Genomic DNA, 18,892 nt, shown 5'->3' on the forward strand with positions numbered 1-18,892 from the left:
GTAGGATTAAAACGGCATTGCGCCTGTAACCGAATGCATGAACAGATAGATCAGCAATACCGGCCAGGTCCAGGTAAAAAACAACTTCTGGTATTCAACAAAGTTCATGTTGGTGCGTTCGGTTAAAATATATAGCGCCGGAATGACCGGACTTGCCAGGCGGAAAGCCTGCCCGACCATTGATGCGACAGCGGTTTGCTCGTTTGTAATGCCAAACTGCGCCGCCACCGGGGCAATCACTGCCGCAATGCCGTAGTAAAAGGCATCCTGGGGCAGAAAACAGATGGCCGGCGCCGCAATGATCGCATAGATCGGGGCCATATGCACCCCTAATGATTCCGGGATGATACTGATGATACTATTGGCAATTGCGTTGGACATGCCGCTGTTGCCTAAAATACCGGTAAACGCTCCGGCCGCAAAGGTGGCCAAGGCCGGAATTAATACATCTGACGCACAATTCCTCAGCAATTCCATTTGCTCGTCAACGCCATAGTTGACAGCAAGGGCAAGCGCGGAGCCGACCATAAAGAGCATGCCGCCATGCGCCAGATCAGCAATCAGCATTCCTAACACGATGACTGTTAAAACTAAATTGAAGATAAAAAAACGGGGACGCTTGAAGTCGGGTTCAAATTCCTTTACCGCAGCTACCATTTCATTAATCTGCTCAGGGGTGATGTTTGCGGCCTGAGCCGGGTTATAATTCAGTCTGGCCCGTTCTTTTTTACCAATGAGATAAGCGGCAAAGATCGTATAGGCTTCAGCTACCAGCATTCCCGGCAGAATTTGTCTGAATAACTGAGCCATATCCACATTCAGGGCAATGGCGGAAGCGACTAAAGGGCCTCCCCAGGGCAACTGGTTGAAAATGCCGATTGGCATAGTTATCAGTATCGCGAGGTAAGATAACTTCATATTCATGCGCTTATATAGGGTTAAAAAGGCAGCCGTACAGACAATAATCGTAGTTGTGGTATCGCCGTCCAGCGTAACCATGCTGGCGACCATGACGGTGGCCATGGTAATTTTAAGCGGATCGCCCTTGGCCTTTTTGATGAAATAGATGCAAAGCGGGTCAAACAAACCGGCTTTTAACATAACGCCGAAATACAATACGGCAAACAGAATCAAGCTTGCTCCGGAGATAACGCCCATTTTTACCGCTTTGGTTGTCGGGTTTACACTGTAGAAAACCCCGTTTTTAATCCAGACAAAGAGTTCCAGCAGGTCTTTGTCCAGAATAATACAGGAAATAACCCCAAAAACGGCCGGTACTAGAATAAGAGCGGAAAATACTGTTAATTTCCTTTTGGTCAAAAGGACTAGGAAAGTGATAATCATTGCATAGGCTAAGATTGTTAACATCATAGGCCTCCCTGCTATTTCTAAATATTCAGTAATCAGATAGCAAATCATAGAATGGGCATTCGGCAGGAGTTTCTTAGTTTAGTTAGTTTTTCACCTCTTTCTTATGGTTAACCATCGGTCAACAGGGGTCTTTCATGCGCCGTTCGGTTTCTAACGGATGCTTGACCCTGTATGTCCTCACCTGCTATACTTCTGTTGACAGAGAGAGAACTAGTGTCAAGACACTAGAACCTTGTCAGTTCTAAAACGGTAGGATAATGGCGAGGCTATTTTTCGCGACACAAGGCGGAGGAAGAAAATAGACCGTCAGTATTCACTGGTTTAGGGCTGAAAAGGTACTCGCAGCCGGCAAGACTTGGAGAGCGCTGCCGGGTGGTTCATCTCTCTGTTATAGTGTACTGGTTAGTGTCCGTAAAGAAAAATATATATTCACAATGATATAATTAATTAAATCAATTCTGTCAATTAAGCTGGAGGTAACACGATGGATTTACGGCAACTGGAATATTTCCAAATGGTTGGCAAACTCCGCAGCATTACGAGAGCGGCCGAGCAGCTGCATGTTTCCCAGTCAACCGTCACTTTGGCTATCCAAAAATTGGAGGATAGTTTAGCGATACAGCTCTTTGACCGCAGCCAAAAACAGTTTTCCCTGACAACCGAGGGGCAGGTTTTCTTGCAGAGCGTAGCCGATATTCTCAATAGGCTGCAGGATGCAACTGCAGAAATTCAAAAATACCGCCAATTGCAAAAAGGAACAATCAAGGTTGGCGTGCCGCCAATGATCGGCTCCTTTCTCTTTCCCGAAATACTGGCGCAGTTCACCCTGCTGTATCCGCAATTACAGCTTTCGATTATCGAAGAAAGTTCTTTTGCGCTTCGCCAGTTACTGGAAAGAGGCGAACTTGATCTTGGTATTGTCAATCTTTATCAGCCGACCCTGTTGCTTGAGACAATACGAATAACCACAGAAGAAATTGTTGCCTGCCTGCCGCTGAAGCATCCTATGGCCAACCGTACCACCATCGATATGAAGGACTTGCAAAATGAACAATTTATTCTGTTCAAGGAAGGCGCATACAACCGCCACGTTATTCTGGAAGAATGTAAACGGCACGGATTTGCGCCGAATATATTGCTGTCTTCCGACCAGATCGAGACCATTAAGGGACTGGTGATAAAAGGCGTGGGCATATCCTTTCTCATCCGGGCGGTGACCCGGCAAAACAGCGATTTTGCAGCCATCCATCTCAGCAACCCCCTGCACCTGCAATTTGGCCTGGCCTGGAAAAAAGATAGGTACCTTTCCAAAGCAGCGCAGGCGTTTATTAAGTTTATCACGGAAATTATTTGTCCGCCCAATACCATCCGTTAACATAAAAAAACTCCGGACGAATGTTTGCATTCGCCCGGAGTTTTTATGATGTTTAGTACTTACTGCAGTTTCAAGATTGGCGCAGTACTATTATTACCTTGCAGAACCAATGGCGGCGCCCACTAAAAAAGCTGCAATTTCCCGCAAGGCTTGATTGTGTCGTTCTTTTTCGCGCTTCTGACGTTCCCGCCAGGCCTTTTCGCCTTCATTAGGCCGTCGTTGCATTTCTCTTTTGTGCCGCTCCTCTTCTTCGCGTTTCCGCCGGTCGTGCTCCCGCTGCCGGTCAGGGTCACGTCCATGAGCATCTAATTGGATGGTGCGGGTTGAAGCAGTATTCACCGGAGCCGCTGCTGCACCCGCAGGTGTAAACAGCCCGATTTGCATTAGGGCCAGCATTGCGTATATGATTATTCTTGGAGCTGTTTTTACCATAGAAGACACCTCTCTTTAACCTGAAAATAATGTTTGAGTTTAATTATAAAGCCGAAATATTGGAAATTTCTTTGAAAAGTGATCTGTCGCCGAAAGCCATATGGTTTTTTGGAAACTGCCTGTTTTTGTTGCAGGAAGGACAATTTTGACATTTTTCTGCATAAATTTACAAAAAATACTGGCGCTATAACAGGATTTTTACTGCAACTGCAAGAATTTAGTGCTTTATAATTCTTAAAATTACAGACAGCTAAAGCAATTCAATGCAAGGAGCAGGACGGATGAAAAAAAACTTATTAATGGTGGCGGTGTTGTTGCTGTGCAGCTTAATTTCAAGCATTGCGCTGGCCAATCCGGCGGAAAGCAACATTGTCATTATAACCAACGATGGTCAACAACCGTTGCACTTAGCGGAACAGGCCCTGGTGGATCAATACCGGGTGATGCTTCCTGTCGCAGTGATTAAAGAATATTTATATAATGCTGTTGAGTTGGATGCCGCGAACAACCGGGCTGTGGTTAATTTTGGCTTGCCGAAGTTTCGCCTGGAAACGGAAAAACTTGACGAGCTGATTTATTCCGGGGTTAAGTTGAACTTTCCGGTAAAAAAAATCGACGGAAAGCCGTACATTAATTTTTACGGTCTGGACAAATTGTTTGGCGTTACTGTGGATTATCAGGAGAGCAGCCGGACGGTGCGGATTAGGCCTGGACAGAATAGTTTTTTTGCGCCGCTAAAACTTAATAAGCCCCGCAGCAGGCAAGCTTTTACCGGTAAAATCAATTTGGTTTGGGATCACATTACCGGTGAACCGCGCGATTTGGCGCTGGCCGCCAAAGTGCCGGGACTGGATGTTTTATCGCCTACCTGGTTTGCTATTGTCAGTCCGGACGGCCTGGTCGCCAGTAAAGCGGATCTTAAGTATGTGCAGGATGCCCATGATAAAGGCTATCAGGTCTGGGCGTTGGTGAGCAACAGCTTTGACCGCGATTTGACAAGAGCGGTTTTACATAATGAATGGGCCAGACGCAATGTGATTAAACAGCTGCTCGTTTATTCGAGCCTGTATGGGCTTGATGGGATTAATATCGATTTTGAGAACATTTATGATGAAGACCGTGACAGGCTGACCGAGTTTGTGCGTGAATTAACAGCAGCGCTGAAAGAGCAGAATAGTATTGTTTCGATTGACATCACCGTTCCCTCGCCGGCTTCAAGCTGGTCGCAGTGCTATGACCGGGCGGCTTTGGGCCAAATTGTCGATTATGTCATGGTAATGACGTATGATGAACATTGGCGTACCAGTCCGGTGAGCGGCCCGGTGGCTTCACTGGGCTGGGTAGAGCAAGGGCTTGTGGCGACTTTGCGCAGCATTCCCAGCGAAAAGCTGCTGATGGGCGTGCCGTTTTATACCCGTGAATGGGAGGAAACCAGCGAAAACGGCAAAGTTACCGTCAAGCCGCGTACTTTGTCCATGACGCAGGCGCAGCAGATCGTACAGGCCAATGCGCTCGAGCCGGTATGGCTGGCGGATAAAGGCCAGTATTATACCGAATATACCAAGGAAGGCAAGACCTACCGGATCTGGCTGGAAGATGAGAAATCAATCGCGCTGAAAGCAAACCTCGCCGGCAAATATCAGCTGGCCGGGGCTGCGTCCTGGCGCAAGGGTTTTGAGCAGCCGGCAATATGGGACATTTTAAAGTCAGCCCTCAAACACCGGTAACATCAGACGTGACAGACTTTTCTGTGGGAAATAAGTTTAAGTTACCGCCGTTTTAGGCAACAATAAGAATATTGAACTGAGTTTAAGCTTATTTGAGCGTTTTTTGCCCCTAAAAGTATTTTTATGAAGAAATAACTGTTGTACATAAGCTTAGATTTGGATATAATTAAAATTATATAATTGCGCGGCGTGAGTTTATTTACTAAGAATGAGCGACAGGGAATTATATTTTAACAACAACTAGGAGGACTAAACAATTGACTAACAACAAAATATCGATTATACCGCTCGGCGGTTTGGGCGAGATCGGCAAGAACATGACGGTGGTGCGCTATGAGGATGACATCATTGTCATTGATTCAGGGCTGGCCTTCCCGGATGATGACATGCCGGGAATAGATCTGGTTATCCCCGATATGAGCTATCTGGTGGAAAACAGGGATCACGTCCGGGCCGTAGTGCTGACCCATGGGCATGAGGATCACATTGGATCACTGGCCTATTTATTGAAACAGCTTAATGTGCCGGTATATGGGACCAATCTGACCCTGGGTCTTGCTGAAGGCAAACTCAAGGAGCACAATGTGGCCAATTATCAGCTGATTCCGGTCCAGGCCGGCGACGCTGTTACCATTGGCGCGTTTCAGGTCGGCTTTATCCGGGTCAGCCATTCCATCCCCGATTCGGTTGGCTTATATTTTAAGACTCCTGTGGGGACGATTGTTCATACCGGTGATTTTAAAATTGACCAGACGCCGGTTGACGGCAAATTAATCGACATCCATAAATTTGCCGAACTCGGGGATCAGGGCGTACTGGTATTAATGTCAGACAGTACCAATGCCGAACGGCCTGGCTATACCATGTCGGAAAAGACGGTCGGTGAGACGCTGAAAGAGGAGTTTGCTCACGCCAAGGGCCGGATTATTCTGGCAACCTTTGCGTCCAATGTGCTGCGTTTGCATCAGGCGATTCAAACTGCCTGCCAGTTCAAACGTAAAGTGGCCGTCAATGGCCGCAGCATGAAAAATGTTGTGGAAATTTCGCAGCGGCTGGGTTATCTGACCGTTCCGGAAGGGGTGTTGATCGACATTGAAGAGATTGACCGTTATCCGGCCAATCAAATACTGATATTGACCACCGGCAGTCAGGGTGAGCCGTTGTCCGGCTTGTCCAGGATGGCTTCCAGCACCCACCGGCAGGTTTACATTGCCCCTGAGGATACGGTCATTGTATCGGCCACGCCCATTCCCGGCAACGAGAAGCTGGTAGGCCGGACGATCAACAGCCTGTTGAAGCTGGGCGCTTACGTGGTATATGAACGGACTTCCGGCGTTCATGTATCCGGTCACGCCAGCCAGGAAGAATTGAAATTAATGCTGAACCTTGTTCGGCCCAAATATTTTGTACCCGTTCACGGTGAATACCGGATGCTGGTTCAGCACAGCAAGCTGGCCCAGGATCTGGGCATCCCCAAGGAAAACATCTTTATCGGCAATATTGGCAATGTCTTTGAATTCTCTGAAGAAAAAGCGCTGATTGCCGGCAAGGTGACGTCCGGCAAGGTACTGGTTGACGGTCTGGGCGTCGGCGATGTCGGCAATATTGTATTGCGCGACCGGCGGCAGTTGTCCCAGGACGGGATTATCATTGTGGTGATGACACTGGACAAAGAACGCGGCTGTGTGTTGGCAGGTCCGGATATTGTATCGCGCGGTTTTGTGTATGTGCGGGATTCGGAACGCCTGATGGACGAGTTGAAAGACAAGGTTCAGCTGGTGATGGACCGCTATGAGCCGGGCAAGGTGATGGAATGGTCGGTGATTAAATCCGGCGTTCGCGATGCCCTGGGTAAATTCATTTATGAGAAGACCCGCCGCCGGCCAATGATCATTCCGATCATTATGGAAGTGTGATTTTTAAGTAAAAAAAGCAGGCAGTCAGCTTGGTTCCGAAAAAAACTAAGCTGACTGCTTTTTTTATTTGCAAATTCGACATATTATGTTTTTATCTGATAAAATTTTACTATGAACGGACAAGATATTCGGATTTAGTATCGCCATATACACCCCCAGCGCGCCATATGTCAGGCTTATGTAAAATTAGCCTGCGTTGGTATTTTTTTATGCCAACCGATCAGCGTGGGTCAAATAATTTACATAATAGAATTTCATAATAACTGCATACAAAATACATTGTCAGGTCAGGCGTCGTGGCTGATTGTCCGGCAATCTGGTTTTTATTTACCAAAAGAGGAGGAAATAGCATGTTGCAAGAGTTTGGAAGTGTTGGCTTATTGCTGGCTGTTGCCGTTGTGTTTCCCGTATTGGCGTTAGGGACGGCCTATGTGATCCGGCCCCGCAGGCCCAATCCGGAGAAGTGTCTGCCTTATGAGTGCGGCGTCGATCCGGTCGGGGAAACCTGGGTGCAGTTCAGGGCCAGTTATTTTATGTATGCACTGGTATTTGTCGCTTTTGATATTGAGACTGTATTTCTCTATCTGTGGGCCATTAAGTTTCAGCAGTTAGGGACCTTTGCTTTTATTGAAATGTTTATTTTTCTGAGTATTTTAGTGGTGGGGCTGGGCTATGCCTGGAAGAAAGGAGCCTTGGAATGGAAGTAACTACATTGCAGACACAGGCTGAACACGATAATGATTTGCTGCAAAAAAATATTATTTTAACCAGTTTTGATGCTGTCTTAAAATGGGCCAGAAGCAATTCTTTGTGGCCCCTATCCTCCGGGCTGGCTTGTTGTGCGATCGAAATGATGTCGGCCGCGGCCGCCCGCTTCGATTTGTCCCGGTTTGGCTATGAGGTTTTCCGCGCTTCGCCGCGGCAGGCCGATTTGCTGATTGTCGCCGGTACCCTTACCTGGGCGATGGCCGGTCCGCTGAAACGTTTGTACGAGCAGATGCCTGAGCCTAAGTATGTGATCGCGATGGGCAGCTGCGCCAATTCGGGCGGACCTTTTGCCGAATCTTATTCGGTTGTTCCCGGCGTTGATCATATCCTGCCGGTGGATGTATATATTCCGGGGTGTCCGCCGCGGCCGGAGGCGCTGATTCACGGAATGCTGGAGCTGAAACGCAAGATTAACCATCCTGAGGTTGCGAGGGAAAAATCATGAGTGATCAATTGCAAAGCAATCCGCTGCTGGAGCGGATTCAGGCGGCTTATTCCCAGGATGCGGAAATCATCGGTGAGCAGCAGCGGCCGGCTTTGCTGGTGGAACGACACCGCCTGCTGGATATGATGCAGCAGCTCAAAAACGACACCGCTTACCAGTTTAATATGCTGCGGAATTTGACCGCCGTGGACTATGGGGAATACCTGGAAATTATCTATCACTTATATTCCCTGCCGCTTCGCCACGCCGTTACGGTGAAAACCCGCTGCAATGCCGAAACTTCGCAAGTGCCTTCGGTGACGTCACTTTGGCCGTCAGCCAATTTTCAGGAACGGGAGATCTATGATTTACTGGGCGTAGCGTTTAGCGGACATCCGGATTTGCGTCGTATTCTGATGCCGGAAGAGTTCACCGGACATCCTTTGCGAAAGTCGTTTACTACCGGGGGGAAGAGGTAATCAATTCATGCTAAAGACAGAAACCTATACGTTGAATATGGGACCGCAGCATCCGAGTACCCATGGCGTGCTGCAGGTAGTGCTGGAACTGGATGGTGAGCGGGTAGTCCAGGCTACACCGCGGATGGGGTACTTGCACCGCGGCATTGAAAAGCTGGCGGAAAGCCGCACCTATGCGCAGTTTATTCCGTATACCGACCGTCTGGATTATGTTTCGGCGATGGGCAATAATTTAGGCTATTGTCAGACGGTGGAGAAATTGATGGGCATTGCCATACCGGAGCGGGCCGAATACCTGCGGATTATTATGACTGAACTGAACCGGATTGCCAGTCACCTGATCTTTATGGGCTCGCTGGCCATTGATCTGGGCGCTTCCACCGGGATGATGTTTGGTTTTCGTGACCGTGAGCGTATTCTTGATTTGTTTGATCTGGCCTGTGGCGCCAGGCAGACCTATACCTATATCCGTTTTGGCGGCGTTTCAGAAGATATACCGCCGGAGTTTATACCGGCGCTGCAGCGCTTTCTGGCTGATTTTCCCGCCATGCTGGCGGAAAACCATGGTTTGCTGACAGGCAATGAGATTCTGTATCACCGGTTGAAGGGCAATGCGGTGATCAGCGGCAGCCAGGCGCTGGAGCTTGGTCTGACCGGTCCTGCCCTGCGGGCTTCGGGCGTTGCTTATGATCTGCGGAAAGTAGAACCCTATGGCGTTTATGACCGGCTTGATTTCGAGATCCCGTTAGGCCAAACGGGCGATAGCTGGGACCGGTATCTTGTCCGGATGGAAGAGATGAAACAAAGCGCCCGGCTGATTGCCCAGGCGCTGGAGCAGCTGCCCGAAGGACCGGTCATGGCCAAGCTGCCCAAGGTATTGAAGCCGCCAGCTGGCGAGATCTATCACGCCGTTGAAAATCCGCGCGGCGAGCTGGGCTATTTTATTGTCAGTGACGGCTCAACTAAACCTTACCGTCTGCATGTGCGCCGTCCCTCGTTTATTAATCTGCAGGCGCTGAGCGAAACCTGTCAGGGCTTGCTGATTGCCGATGTGGTAGCCGTACTGGCCACACTGGATTCACTGATGGGGGAAGTGGATTGTTAACTTGAAAGAGGGGGAGTCGTAAAGTATGCAAGAGGTAACAGGGCTAGCGGCAATTGCCAGGATGCTAAGGGGCATCCTGGAAGGGGTTCTGCCCGGAACGCAGTGGGTGGATATTGCGATGAGCCTGATCAATATTGGGGCGATTTTTACGGTTATTTCCTTGTCGGCAGTGATATTGGTTTACGCCGAGCGCAAAATCAGCGCTTACATGCAGCTTCGTTCCGGTCCGAATCGCGTTGGACCGGGGGGAACGATGCAGACCATTGCCGATATGATTAAGCTAATGGCCAAGGAAGATATCAGGCCCAGCGGTTCCGATAAATGGATGTGGATTTTAGCGCCAATGCTGCTGTTTATTCCGTCAGCAGCCGTGTATGCGGTATTTCCTTTTGATCAGCAGGCGATTTTTGCTGATTTGAATATCGGTATTTTTTATTTTATTGCGGTGTCATCTCAGGCTGTTTTGCCTTTTTTAATGGCCGGCTGGGCTTCGAATAACAAGTACGCCCTGGTTGGCGGCATGAGAACAGTGGCGCAAATGCTTAGTTACGAGGTCCCGATGGTGCTGTCCATTTTAGGGATTGTGATGCTGGTGGGTTCGCTGAAGATGAGTGCTATCGTAGCGGCGCAGCAGCAGGTTTGGTTTATCGTTTTACAGCCGGTCGCTTTTGTGGTTTATGTGATCACGGCAACGGCGGAAATCAACCGGGCGCCGTTCGATTTGGTCGAAGGCGAATCAGAGCTGGTGGCCGGACCGTTTACCGAATACACCGGGATGCGCTGGGCGCTGTTCTTTTTGGCCGAGTATGCCAATCTGCTTGCCGCTTCAGCCATTGCCGCCACGCTGTTTCTGGGCGGCTGGAGCGGTCCCTGGCTGCCTGGCTGGGCCTGGTTCCTGCTTAAGGTTGGCGGAATGATTTTTTTATTTATGTGGTTTCGGTGGACCTTCCCGCGCCTGCGCATCGACCAGCTGATGGCTTTCGGGTGGAAGGTATTGCTGCCGCTGGCGTTGGTTAATGTCGTTATAACCGGGATCGGCATCTATGTTTATCAGTTTTTTATTTAGGAGGTGCAAGCTATGCTGGGTAAAGGACTGCTGAAGGGAATGCGCATTACCCTGAGGTCTTTTTTTTGCAAAAAGGTTACCTTACAGTATCCCGACGAAAAGCTAGCCATGCCGGCGCGCTTTCGGGGCGGCGAGCTGGAACTGGATCATCAGAAGTGTATTGCGTGCGGTTTGTGCGCCATGGCCTGTCCGAATCGCGTGATCAAGCTGACCACCGGCGCAAATGAACAGAAAAAGCGCTGCTTAACGTCTTATGTATATCAGTCGGGCTTATGTTTGTACTGCAATTATTGTATTGAAGCCTGTCCGACAAAGGCGATTTGCTGGGATAAAAATTATGAGAATGCGCGGTATTTCCGCAAGGAACTGGATGTTGACTGCCTGGCTCTTTCCCTGGAACGGACGGCAGCCGGCGCAGCGGAAGAAGCGGCGTTCACCGGTAAAACAGCAACTGCTGAGGTGGAAGGCGCGCCGGGCGGGAGGAGTGCCGAATGAATGAGTGGGCTTATAACATTGCCTTTTTTCTGTTCGCCGCAATTACCGTGGCAGCCGCTTTGGGCGTGGTGGTCAAAAAGAACCTGGTGCACAGCGCCTTGCTGATGGCTTTATGCTTTATTGGCCTGGGCGGCTTGTATGTACTTTTGCAGGCCGATTTTTTGGCGGCAGTCCAGATTTTAATCTATAACGGGGCGATTGCCATTGTTTTTGTGCTTGGAACGATGCTTACCCGGCGCAGCAGCCGGCATGGCACCAATGAAACGGATGAAAATAATCCGTCAGGCTGGATTGCCGCGTTAAGCGGCTTGTTTGTGGTGGTTACGGTTAGTGTAATTGCCAATACCCCCTGGCGTTATTCCGGCGCCGGGCCTGTGCAGGATACCCCGCCGGTGCTGGCGCAGCTGATCCTTACCGATTATATGGTTGTCATGGAAGCGGCGGCGGTACTGTTGCTGGCGGCGATGATTGGCGCGATTGTATTGGCTAAGGGAGTGAATGAAGAATGATTGGACTGGCTCACTTTTTGACGGTGGCGGCGGTAGTGTTCGCCATTGGCTTGTACGGCGTATTGACCAAGCGGACAATTGTGGGGATTTTGATGGGCATTGAGCTGATGCTGAATGCGGTTAATCTTAACCTGGTGGCCTTTTCGCGCTTTATTACCCCGGAGGCTTTAACGGGACAGGTCTTCGCCATCTTTACCATTACGGTGGCGGCGGCGGAGGTTGCGGTGGGACTGGCAATGTTTTTTCGCGTATATCGTGATCGCAACACAGTGCATGCGGCTAGACTCAATGAGATGCGCTGGTAGTATGAAGAAAGTAGGTGAAGCGGCTTGTTTAGCCAATATGCGTTGTATCATGCCTGGCTGATTCCACTGCTGCCGGTAGTGGCCTTTATCCTGATCGGATTTTTTCTGCGCCGTGTTCCCGGCCTGGCGGCGGCGGCGGCTCTTGCTATGAGCCTCTGTAGTTTTATTCTGGCGCTGGGAGCGGCCTATGGCGTAATCAATCAAAACATTAGTGTTGAGCATCCCCTGATTCAGAAAGTGCCGTGGCTGGTTCTGCCGGGCCTGTCAATTGACATGGGGGTCTATCTTGATCCGCTGTCGGCGTTGATGCTGGTAGTCGTCACGCTTGTCGCTCTGCTGGTACAAATTTATTCTTGGGGCTACATGAAGGGGGACGAAGGGTTTGGCCGGTTTTTTGCGTATTTGTCGCTGTTTGCGGCCGCAATGCTGGGACTGGTCCTTTCGGTTAATTTTGTGCAGCTGTTTGTCTTTTGGGAACTGGTCGGGTTATGCTCCTATTTACTGATCGGCTATTATTTCCATAAAATTTCCGCCCGGGAAGCGGCGAAGAAAGCATTCATGACTACACGTATCGCGGATTTTGGCTTGCTGGTTGGCATTGTGCTGATACAAATACTTTTTGGCACGCTGGATTTTCAGCACTTGGCTTCGCTCGTGCCAGGTTATGTTATGCAACACGGCGCCGGTATGCTCACGATCGTAGCCTTGCTGCTGTTTCTTGGGCCTATCGGCAAATCCGGCCAGTTTCCGCTGCATGTGTGGCTGCCTGATGCGATGGAGGGACCGACGCCGGTGTCGGCGCTGATCCACGCCGCCACCATGGTGGTGGCCGGCGTGTATTTGGTGGCAAGAGCATTTTTCCTGTTCAGTGTTTTGCCCAATGCGCTGGAAGCGGTTGCCTGGATTGGCGCGTTTACCGCTTGCTTCGCGGCCAGTATCGCGTTTACCCAGCGTGATATGAAACGGATTCTGGCTTATTCGACCATTAGCCAGCTGGGGTTTATGATGCTGGCGCTTGGCGTGGGCAGTGTTACGGCCGCCATGTTTCATCTGATGACCCATGCCTTTTTTAAGGCTTTGTTGTTTTTAGCGGCTGGTGCGGTTTTGCATGGCCTGCCTGATAAGAATGATATTTTCGCCATGGGAGGATTGCGCCGCAAAATGCCGGTGACGTTTGCCGCCATGACTGTCGGCGTGCTGGCGATTTCAGGGATTCCTCCCTTTGCCGGCTTCTTTTCCAAAGATGAAATTTTACTGGCGGTGTTTCAGGCCAGTATGCCGCTCTATGTCATTGCTGTGATCACTTCCTGCATGACGGCATTTTATATGGCGCGGCTGTTGTTTGTGGTTTTCTGTGGACCGGAAAAACCGGACAATCATCCGCACGAGGCGCCGCTGACGATGCGGCTGCCGCTGGCCGTGCTTGGTATTCTGGCTGTCGTTGGCGGTTATCTGCCCTATGCCGGCCATTTTGGCGACTGGGTGCGGTTTGGTCCGGCCGAACATGCAGGGCTGGACTGGAACATTGCCGGTACCTCGGCAATGCTGTCGGGAGCGGCTATCGGCCTGGCCTGGTTGATCTATGGCCGCGGAACAATTTCGCCTGCAGCGCTGTCACGGCGTTTTAACGGTTTATACGCGCTGAGTTTTCGTAAATATTACCTGGATGAATTGTATTTATGGCTGAATCATACCTTTGTCGACGGTATTGCCAAGGTTTTGGACTGGCTGGAGCTCAATGTGATTGAAGGACTGCTGAAAGGGGCAGCCGGGTTGGTTTGCCAACTGGGCAACGGGTTGCGCCAGGGGCAAAGCGGCAATCTGCAGCGGTATGGATTGGTCATGTTCGGGGCGGTATTGCTCGTTATGGCCTGGCTGCTGCTTGATCCGTTATTTAAGGGCTTCTTGTCCGGGGGAGGTTACTAGGATGGCTGGTTTTCCGCTGTTAACAGCGATTTTACTGACGCCTGTCTTTGGGATGCTGGTGCTGGCTTGCCTGCCGCGCACGGCGGATAAAGCGGTGAAACTGACGGCAGCCGTTACCATGGCGGTCGTTCTTGGTCTGACACTTTATGCTTACCGGGCTTATGATCTTGTCTTGGGCGGCATGCAATTTACGGAGGATATTCCCTGGATTAAGGAACTGGGCGTAAGCTATGCTTTAGGCGTGGACGGCATTTCCCTGCCGCTGCTCCTGCTGACGGCGCTGGTTGGGTTTTCGGCCGTCTTTGTCTCCTGGAATATCAACCGGCGGCCGAAAGAATTTTTTATTCAACTGCTGCTGCTGGCGCTTGGCGCAATTGGAACCTTCGTCAGCCGGGATTTGTTTATCTTTTTGCTGTTTTACGAGCTGGGGATTGTGCCGAGCTATCTTATGGTGCTGGTCTGGGGTTCCGACAAGCGTGTGTCCAGGGAATACGCCGGAATGAAGCTGACTATTTATTTGCTGCTGGGTTCGGCTTTTATGCTGGCCGGTGTAATCGCCTTATATCTTAACGCTTATCCCGCAGGATTGCGGACGTTCAGCATCGAGGCGCTGACCCAGGCCCATGTGGCGGGCAGCCTGTCGGAGCCGGTGCAGGCAGTGGCTTTTTTCCTGTTATTGCTGGGGTTTGGCTCTACCTTATCCATGTGGCCGTTTTACAGCTGGGCTCCTGATGGCTATGCCGCAGCGCCAACAGGGGTATCGATGCTGCACGCCGGAGTGTTAAAGAAGGTTGGCGCTTATGGTTTAATCCGGTTTGGGCTGCTGGTTTTGCCGGCCGGGGTAAAATTCTGGGCGCCGCTGATCGCGCTGCTGGCTGTAGCCAATATTTTATATGCGGCGTTTGTAGCCTTGGCGCAAAAAGATTTGAAATATATGGTCGCCTATTCGTCAATATCCCACATCGGCTATATTTTGATTGGCTTTGCGGCTTTAAATGTCATCAGCATTGATGGCGCGATTGCCAATATGTTTGCCCATGGGGTGATGAGCGCGTTGTTTTTTGCGCTGGCTGGCCTGGTTTACGATAAAACCAACACCCGGCATATTCCCGATCTGGGCGGACTTGCGCATCAAATGCCGCGGGTGGCCGCCGGATTTATGCTGGCCGGTATGAGTTCACTGGGACTGCCGGGGCTGATTGGCTTCATCCCTGAGTTCACGATCTTTGTGGGCGCTTTCAGTGTATACCCGGTGTATACGTTAATGGCGATTGCCGGGATTGTTTTCACTGCCCTGTATATCTTGCGGGTGTTGGCCAATGTCCTGTTCGGGCCGCGCCGGGGGCAGTTCGATGGATGCCGTGACGCTTCCGGCGTAGAGCTGGTGCCGTTGGTTGTGCTGGGGGCGGTCTTGGTGTCGTTCGGCGTTTTTCCCCAACTGCTCATGGGTATGGTGAACAGCGGCGTGGAGCCGGCCATGGCGCTGCTTGATCATTTGCGGGCGGCGCCGGCCTTGCTGGGAGGTGTTTTCTAATGAATATTTCACTGCTCAATAGTGAAATCGCCGTCGTCGTACTGGCGTTGCTGTTGATTATTTTTGATTTGCTGCTGCCGCGGCAGGAAACACGCCGCAGTTTGGGCTATGTGGCAGCTTCCGGTCTGTTGGGAATTTTAGTTTTTACGTTTACTCAATATGGAACCTCGGCTACCGTTTATCTCGATTTTTTTGTGCTTGATCCGCTGGCTTTGTTTGCCAAGCAGTTATTCCTGACAGCGACTTTATTAACCATCTTATTTTCCTTTGACTATGTGGAAAATCTAACGCAAAATACCGGCGAGTTTTATGCGCTGCTGCTGTTTGCCATGCTGGGGATGATGCTGATGGCTTCCGCCAATGATCTATTGACCATGTTTATTGGGCTGGAGCTGATGGCTGTCGTTTTTTATGCGTTGGTCGGCTTTGACCTGGAGAGTAAACGGTCAAGTGAAGCGGGAATAAAATATTTGATTCTGGGTTCGGCGTCGAGTGCCGTTTTATTGTATGGAATAAGCTGGATTTACGGTTTTACCGGCAGTCTGGTATTCAGCCGGATTGCCGCTCAGCTTGCGGTCAGCCCTGCTGTATTGCTGGGGCTGGGGCTGATGATCGCCGGGTTTTGTTTTAAATTATCGATTGTTCCCTTCCATATGTGGGCGCCGGATGTTTATCAAGGCGCACCCGCGCCGGTTACCGCCCTGCTGGCGATGGGCTCTAAAGCCGCCGCTTTTGCCGTATTATTGCGGGTCTTCTTAGTGGCCTTTGCCGGTTTAACCTTTTACTGGGCTCCGGTCATCAGCGTTTTGGCCGCTCTTAGCATGGTTGCCGGCATTGTGGTTGCCATCTGGCAGACGGACATTAAGCGGATGCTGGCCTATTCCTCGATTGCCCAGGCCGGCTATATCTTATCAGGCCTGCTGGCGGCCAATTCGGCCGGGGTCAAGGGGATGCTGTTTTACCTTGTCCTGTATATGTTTGCCACCGCCGGAGCTTTTGCCGTAGCGGTCGCAGTCAATCGCCACAGCGGCTCCGGCGATATTCAGGCGTTTTCCGGATTGTCGCAGCAATCTCCCCTGCTGGCGCTGGTGATGACCGTTTCCCTGTTATCAATGGCCGGCATTCCGCCTCTGGCCGGCTTTGCGGGTAAAATGTATCTCTTTATGGCCATTGCCGAGCAAGGTTATCTGTGGCTGGTCATTTTAGGGTTTGTTATGTCGATGATTTCCGTTTATTATTACATTCTTGTGGTCAAAGCAATGTACAGTCATGAACCAGAGGATGAGCGGGAGTTTATGGTCAGCAGCCCGCTGCGTCTGGTTGCCGTGGTCAGCCTGCTGGCCAGCTTATTTGTCGGCATCTATCCCGAGCCTTTGGCCGAGCTGGCGAATGCCGCCGCCTTGGCGCTATGGTAAAATCGCCCGCAATCGTTGATTGAATTGCCTTAATGGTGAAAGAAGAGAGGGCTGCCCTGAAAATCGGGGCAGCCTTTTTTTGCGCCTTTGCGCCAGTCGGCCCAATCCATTACTGCGGTGCTGCTGGCCAAAGCAGGAAGGGGTGAAAAGTTGCCGGAAAATATATTGACAATTACAAACAATCAAAATATAATCATATTCAATAGGAAATGATCATATTTAATCATAAAATGGCTTTATATGATCATGATAATCGGTAAAATGAGGATGGATAAGCATGTTATACGAGGAAGAACGTAAACTAAAAATTGTTAAATATCTGAGCAAATATTCCCGGGCTTCCGTTCAGGAGTTAAGCAAGCTGTTTCAAGTGTCGGAATCTACCGTGCGCCGGGATTTGCAGGAGCTGGAAAGCGCCAGATTGCTGAAAAGAACGCACGGCGGTGCTGTTTGCCGGGAAAATTACAATTTTGAACCGGCTTTTGTCGATAAAGCGGATCAATTCAGAAAGGAAAAGGAAAGTATTGCGAAAAAGGCGGCCGAACTGATTCAGGATGGCGACACACTGGTGATTGACTCAGGAACGACCACGTTATATCTGGCCAGGGAGTTAAAGCAGTTTTCCGGTTTAAAGGTGGTTACGAATTCTATTATTCTGGCCCAGGAATTACAAAATGACGAAGCGGCCGAGGTGATTGTCATAGGCGGCGTATTGCGGCAGAACACCCGGTCGCTGGTTGGGCCGATTGCTGAGCAAACCCTTGGCCTGCTGCGAGTGGATAAAGCATTTATCGGCACCAATGGAATGGATTTGGCCAGTGGTCTGACAACACCTAATCTTAGCGAGGCAGCAGTAAAAAGAAAAATGATTGCGATTGCCGCCCAGGTTATTGTTCTGGCTGATTCCACTAAAATTGGCCGGCAGGCTTTTGCCGGGTTTGCCGATTTAGCGCAGGTCGATACCTGTATTATTGATGATAAAGCGCCACCGGATTTTATTGCCGGTATGCGGGAGCTGGGAACTTTGGTTCATGTAGTAAGCCCATAAGGAGGATGGTTATGAAGCCATATGTCGTTACGGTTACGCTGAATCCGGCGATCGATAAAACGATAGCAGTTGAAAGCCTGACCGTTGGGGGAGTAAACCGCGTAAAAAGTATCCGCCTGGATTCCGGCGGGAAGGGAATCAATGTCGCCAAAGTTCTGCAGCAATTTGCCGTTGAGGTTACAGCGACCGGATTCATAGGCGGGGCGCAGGGGCAGCTTTTGCGTCAGTACCTGGCTGCTGAGCAAATTGGCGTTGATTTTTTGGAAATACCGGGTGAAACCAGAACAAATCTTAAAATTGTTGATGATAGCACCAGCGTTACGACTGAAGTCAATGAGGCCGGTTTTACAGTGGCGGAGTCCGAGCTTGAACGGTTAAAAGAAAAGCTGGCCGGTTTGCTGGAGGGGGTTTCATTTCTGGTATTAAGCGGCAGCCTGCCGCCCTGCGCCAGTCACAGCATTTACCGGGAATTGATCGAAATGGCCCGCAGTAAAGGCGTGAAAGCCATTCTCGACGCTGATGGTGAAGCTTTGCAGGAGGGGGTTAAGGCTGCGCCGTTTGCCATTAAGCCCAATATTCACGAACTGGAAAAACTGCTTGGCCGGCCGCTGTCCGATACTGCTGCTATTTTGCAGGCAGCCAGCTCAATTCTGGCAAAAGGCGTAAGCTTGATGATTGTTTCAATGGGCGCTAAAGGGGCTGTCATTGTTGATCAAACGCAGGCTTTTTGGGCCAAAACGGGCACTATCCTGCCGGGAAGCACGGTTGGCGCCGGCGATTCGATGGTGGCGGCGCTGGTGTATGCCTGGAGGCAGCGGTTTTCAATGGCGCAAATCGCGCAGTGGGTAACTGCTGCGGGGACGGTTACCGCGTCCAAGGCCGGAACGCAGGTTTGTTCACTGGCCGAAGTAAAAGCCTTCATGGATCAGGTTCGTATTGAACCGCTTCACAGGCTGCCATAGTCGGTTTGGTTATGCTCTTAGGGGCGCTGATCCAA

General features: G+C 50.4%; 18 protein-coding genes. 16 read left to right on the top strand and 2 right to left on the bottom strand.

The window, feature by feature from the left end; genetic code table 11:
• Window positions 1-6 precede the first annotated feature (6 nt).
• A complete protein-coding gene (locus BLR06_RS13650) occupies window positions 7-1,371 on the bottom strand; it encodes a citrate:proton symporter (RefSeq protein WP_217636908.1) in 1,365 nt (454 codons plus the stop codon).
• A 484-nt stretch (window positions 1,372-1,855) separates the two neighbouring features.
• Here BLR06_RS13650 and BLR06_RS13655 point away from each other — a divergent pair, with 484 nt between their 5' ends.
• Complete coding sequence (locus BLR06_RS13655) at window positions 1,856-2,746, top strand: LysR family transcriptional regulator (RefSeq protein WP_092074144.1); 891 nt, start codon at window positions 1,856-1,858, stop codon at window positions 2,744-2,746.
• 93 nt (window positions 2,747-2,839) lie between these two features.
• Here the strand turns inward: BLR06_RS13655 and BLR06_RS13660 are convergent, their stop codons facing one another.
• Window positions 2,840-3,178 (bottom strand): hypothetical protein, encoded by a 339-nt coding sequence (locus BLR06_RS13660; protein WP_092074145.1) that lies wholly within the window; start codon window positions 3,176-3,178, stop codon window positions 2,840-2,842.
• 281 nt (window positions 3,179-3,459) lie between these two features.
• Between BLR06_RS13660 and BLR06_RS13665 the strand changes: the two genes are divergently transcribed.
• The 15 genes from BLR06_RS13665 (at window position 3,460) to pfkB (ending at window position 18,857) form a co-directional block, all read left to right on the top strand.
• Window positions 3,460-4,905: a glycosyl hydrolase family 18 protein gene (locus BLR06_RS13665; protein WP_173812703.1), complete on the top strand. Its 1,446-nt coding sequence runs from the start codon at window positions 3,460-3,462 to the stop codon at window positions 4,903-4,905.
• A 257-nt stretch (window positions 4,906-5,162) separates the two neighbouring features.
• A complete protein-coding gene (locus BLR06_RS13670; RefSeq protein WP_092074147.1) occupies window positions 5,163-6,821 on the top strand; it encodes a ribonuclease J in 1,659 nt (552 codons plus the stop codon).
• Between the two features lie 350 nt (window positions 6,822-7,171).
• Window positions 7,172-7,528, top strand: a complete 357-nt coding sequence (locus tag BLR06_RS13675; RefSeq protein WP_092074148.1) for an NADH-quinone oxidoreductase subunit A — start codon at window positions 7,172-7,174, stop codon at window positions 7,526-7,528.
• Window positions 7,519-8,034 (top strand): NADH-quinone oxidoreductase subunit B, encoded by a 516-nt coding sequence (locus BLR06_RS13680; protein ID WP_092074149.1) that lies wholly within the window; start codon window positions 7,519-7,521, stop codon window positions 8,032-8,034. The genes BLR06_RS13675 and BLR06_RS13680 overlap by 10 nt, the downstream gene beginning before the upstream one ends.
• A complete protein-coding gene (locus BLR06_RS13685; protein WP_092074150.1) occupies window positions 8,031-8,492 on the top strand; it encodes an NADH-quinone oxidoreductase subunit C in 462 nt (153 codons plus the stop codon). The genes BLR06_RS13680 and BLR06_RS13685 overlap by 4 nt, the downstream gene beginning before the upstream one ends.
• A 7-nt stretch (window positions 8,493-8,499) precedes the next feature.
• Window positions 8,500-9,597, top strand: a complete 1,098-nt coding sequence (locus tag BLR06_RS13690; protein ID WP_092074151.1) for an NADH-quinone oxidoreductase subunit D — start codon at window positions 8,500-8,502, stop codon at window positions 9,595-9,597.
• 25 nt (window positions 9,598-9,622) lie between these two features.
• Window positions 9,623-10,663, top strand: coding sequence for an NADH-quinone oxidoreductase subunit NuoH (nuoH, locus tag BLR06_RS13695; RefSeq protein ID WP_092074152.1), 1,041 nt, complete (start codon window positions 9,623-9,625; stop codon window positions 10,661-10,663).
• A 12-nt stretch (window positions 10,664-10,675) separates the two neighbouring features.
• The gene (locus BLR06_RS13700) at window positions 10,676-11,158 is read left to right on the top strand and encodes a NuoI/complex I 23 kDa subunit family protein (RefSeq protein WP_092074153.1); all 483 of its coding nucleotides are present in this window, start codon (window positions 10,676-10,678) and stop codon (window positions 11,156-11,158) included.
• The gene (locus BLR06_RS13705) at window positions 11,155-11,667 is read left to right on the top strand and encodes an NADH-quinone oxidoreductase subunit J family protein (protein ID WP_092074154.1); all 513 of its coding nucleotides are present in this window, start codon (window positions 11,155-11,157) and stop codon (window positions 11,665-11,667) included. Before BLR06_RS13700 ends, BLR06_RS13705 begins: the two co-directional genes overlap by 4 nt.
• Window positions 11,664-11,972 (top strand): NADH-quinone oxidoreductase subunit NuoK, encoded by a 309-nt coding sequence (gene nuoK, locus BLR06_RS13710; protein ID WP_092074155.1) that lies wholly within the window; start codon window positions 11,664-11,666, stop codon window positions 11,970-11,972. The genes BLR06_RS13705 and nuoK overlap by 4 nt, the downstream gene beginning before the upstream one ends.
• Window positions 11,973-11,996: 24 nt before the next feature.
• A complete protein-coding gene (nuoL, locus tag BLR06_RS13715; RefSeq protein WP_092074156.1) occupies window positions 11,997-13,898 on the top strand; it encodes an NADH-quinone oxidoreductase subunit L in 1,902 nt (633 codons plus the stop codon).
• A 1-nt stretch (window position 13,899) separates the two neighbouring features.
• Window positions 13,900-15,432: a complex I subunit 4 family protein gene (locus BLR06_RS13720; RefSeq protein ID WP_092074157.1), complete on the top strand. Its 1,533-nt coding sequence runs from the start codon at window positions 13,900-13,902 to the stop codon at window positions 15,430-15,432.
• Window positions 15,432-16,847, top strand: a complete 1,416-nt coding sequence (locus BLR06_RS13725; protein ID WP_092074158.1) for an NADH-quinone oxidoreductase subunit N — start codon at window positions 15,432-15,434, stop codon at window positions 16,845-16,847. The genes BLR06_RS13720 and BLR06_RS13725 overlap by 1 nt, the downstream gene beginning before the upstream one ends.
• 277 nt (window positions 16,848-17,124) lie before the next feature.
• Window positions 17,125-17,895: a DeoR/GlpR family DNA-binding transcription regulator gene (locus tag BLR06_RS13730; RefSeq protein ID WP_092074159.1), complete on the top strand. Its 771-nt coding sequence runs from the start codon at window positions 17,125-17,127 to the stop codon at window positions 17,893-17,895.
• 11 nt (window positions 17,896-17,906) lie between these two features.
• On the top strand, window positions 17,907-18,857 hold the full coding sequence (gene pfkB / locus BLR06_RS13735; protein WP_092074160.1) for a 1-phosphofructokinase: 951 nt from the start codon (window positions 17,907-17,909) through the stop codon (window positions 18,855-18,857).
• Window positions 18,858-18,892 lie beyond the last annotated feature (35 nt).

This window comes from Dendrosporobacter quercicolus (assembly GCF_900104455.1).
GTDB classification, from domain to species: Bacteria; Bacillota; Negativicutes; order DSM-1736; family Dendrosporobacteraceae; genus Dendrosporobacter; species Dendrosporobacter quercicolus.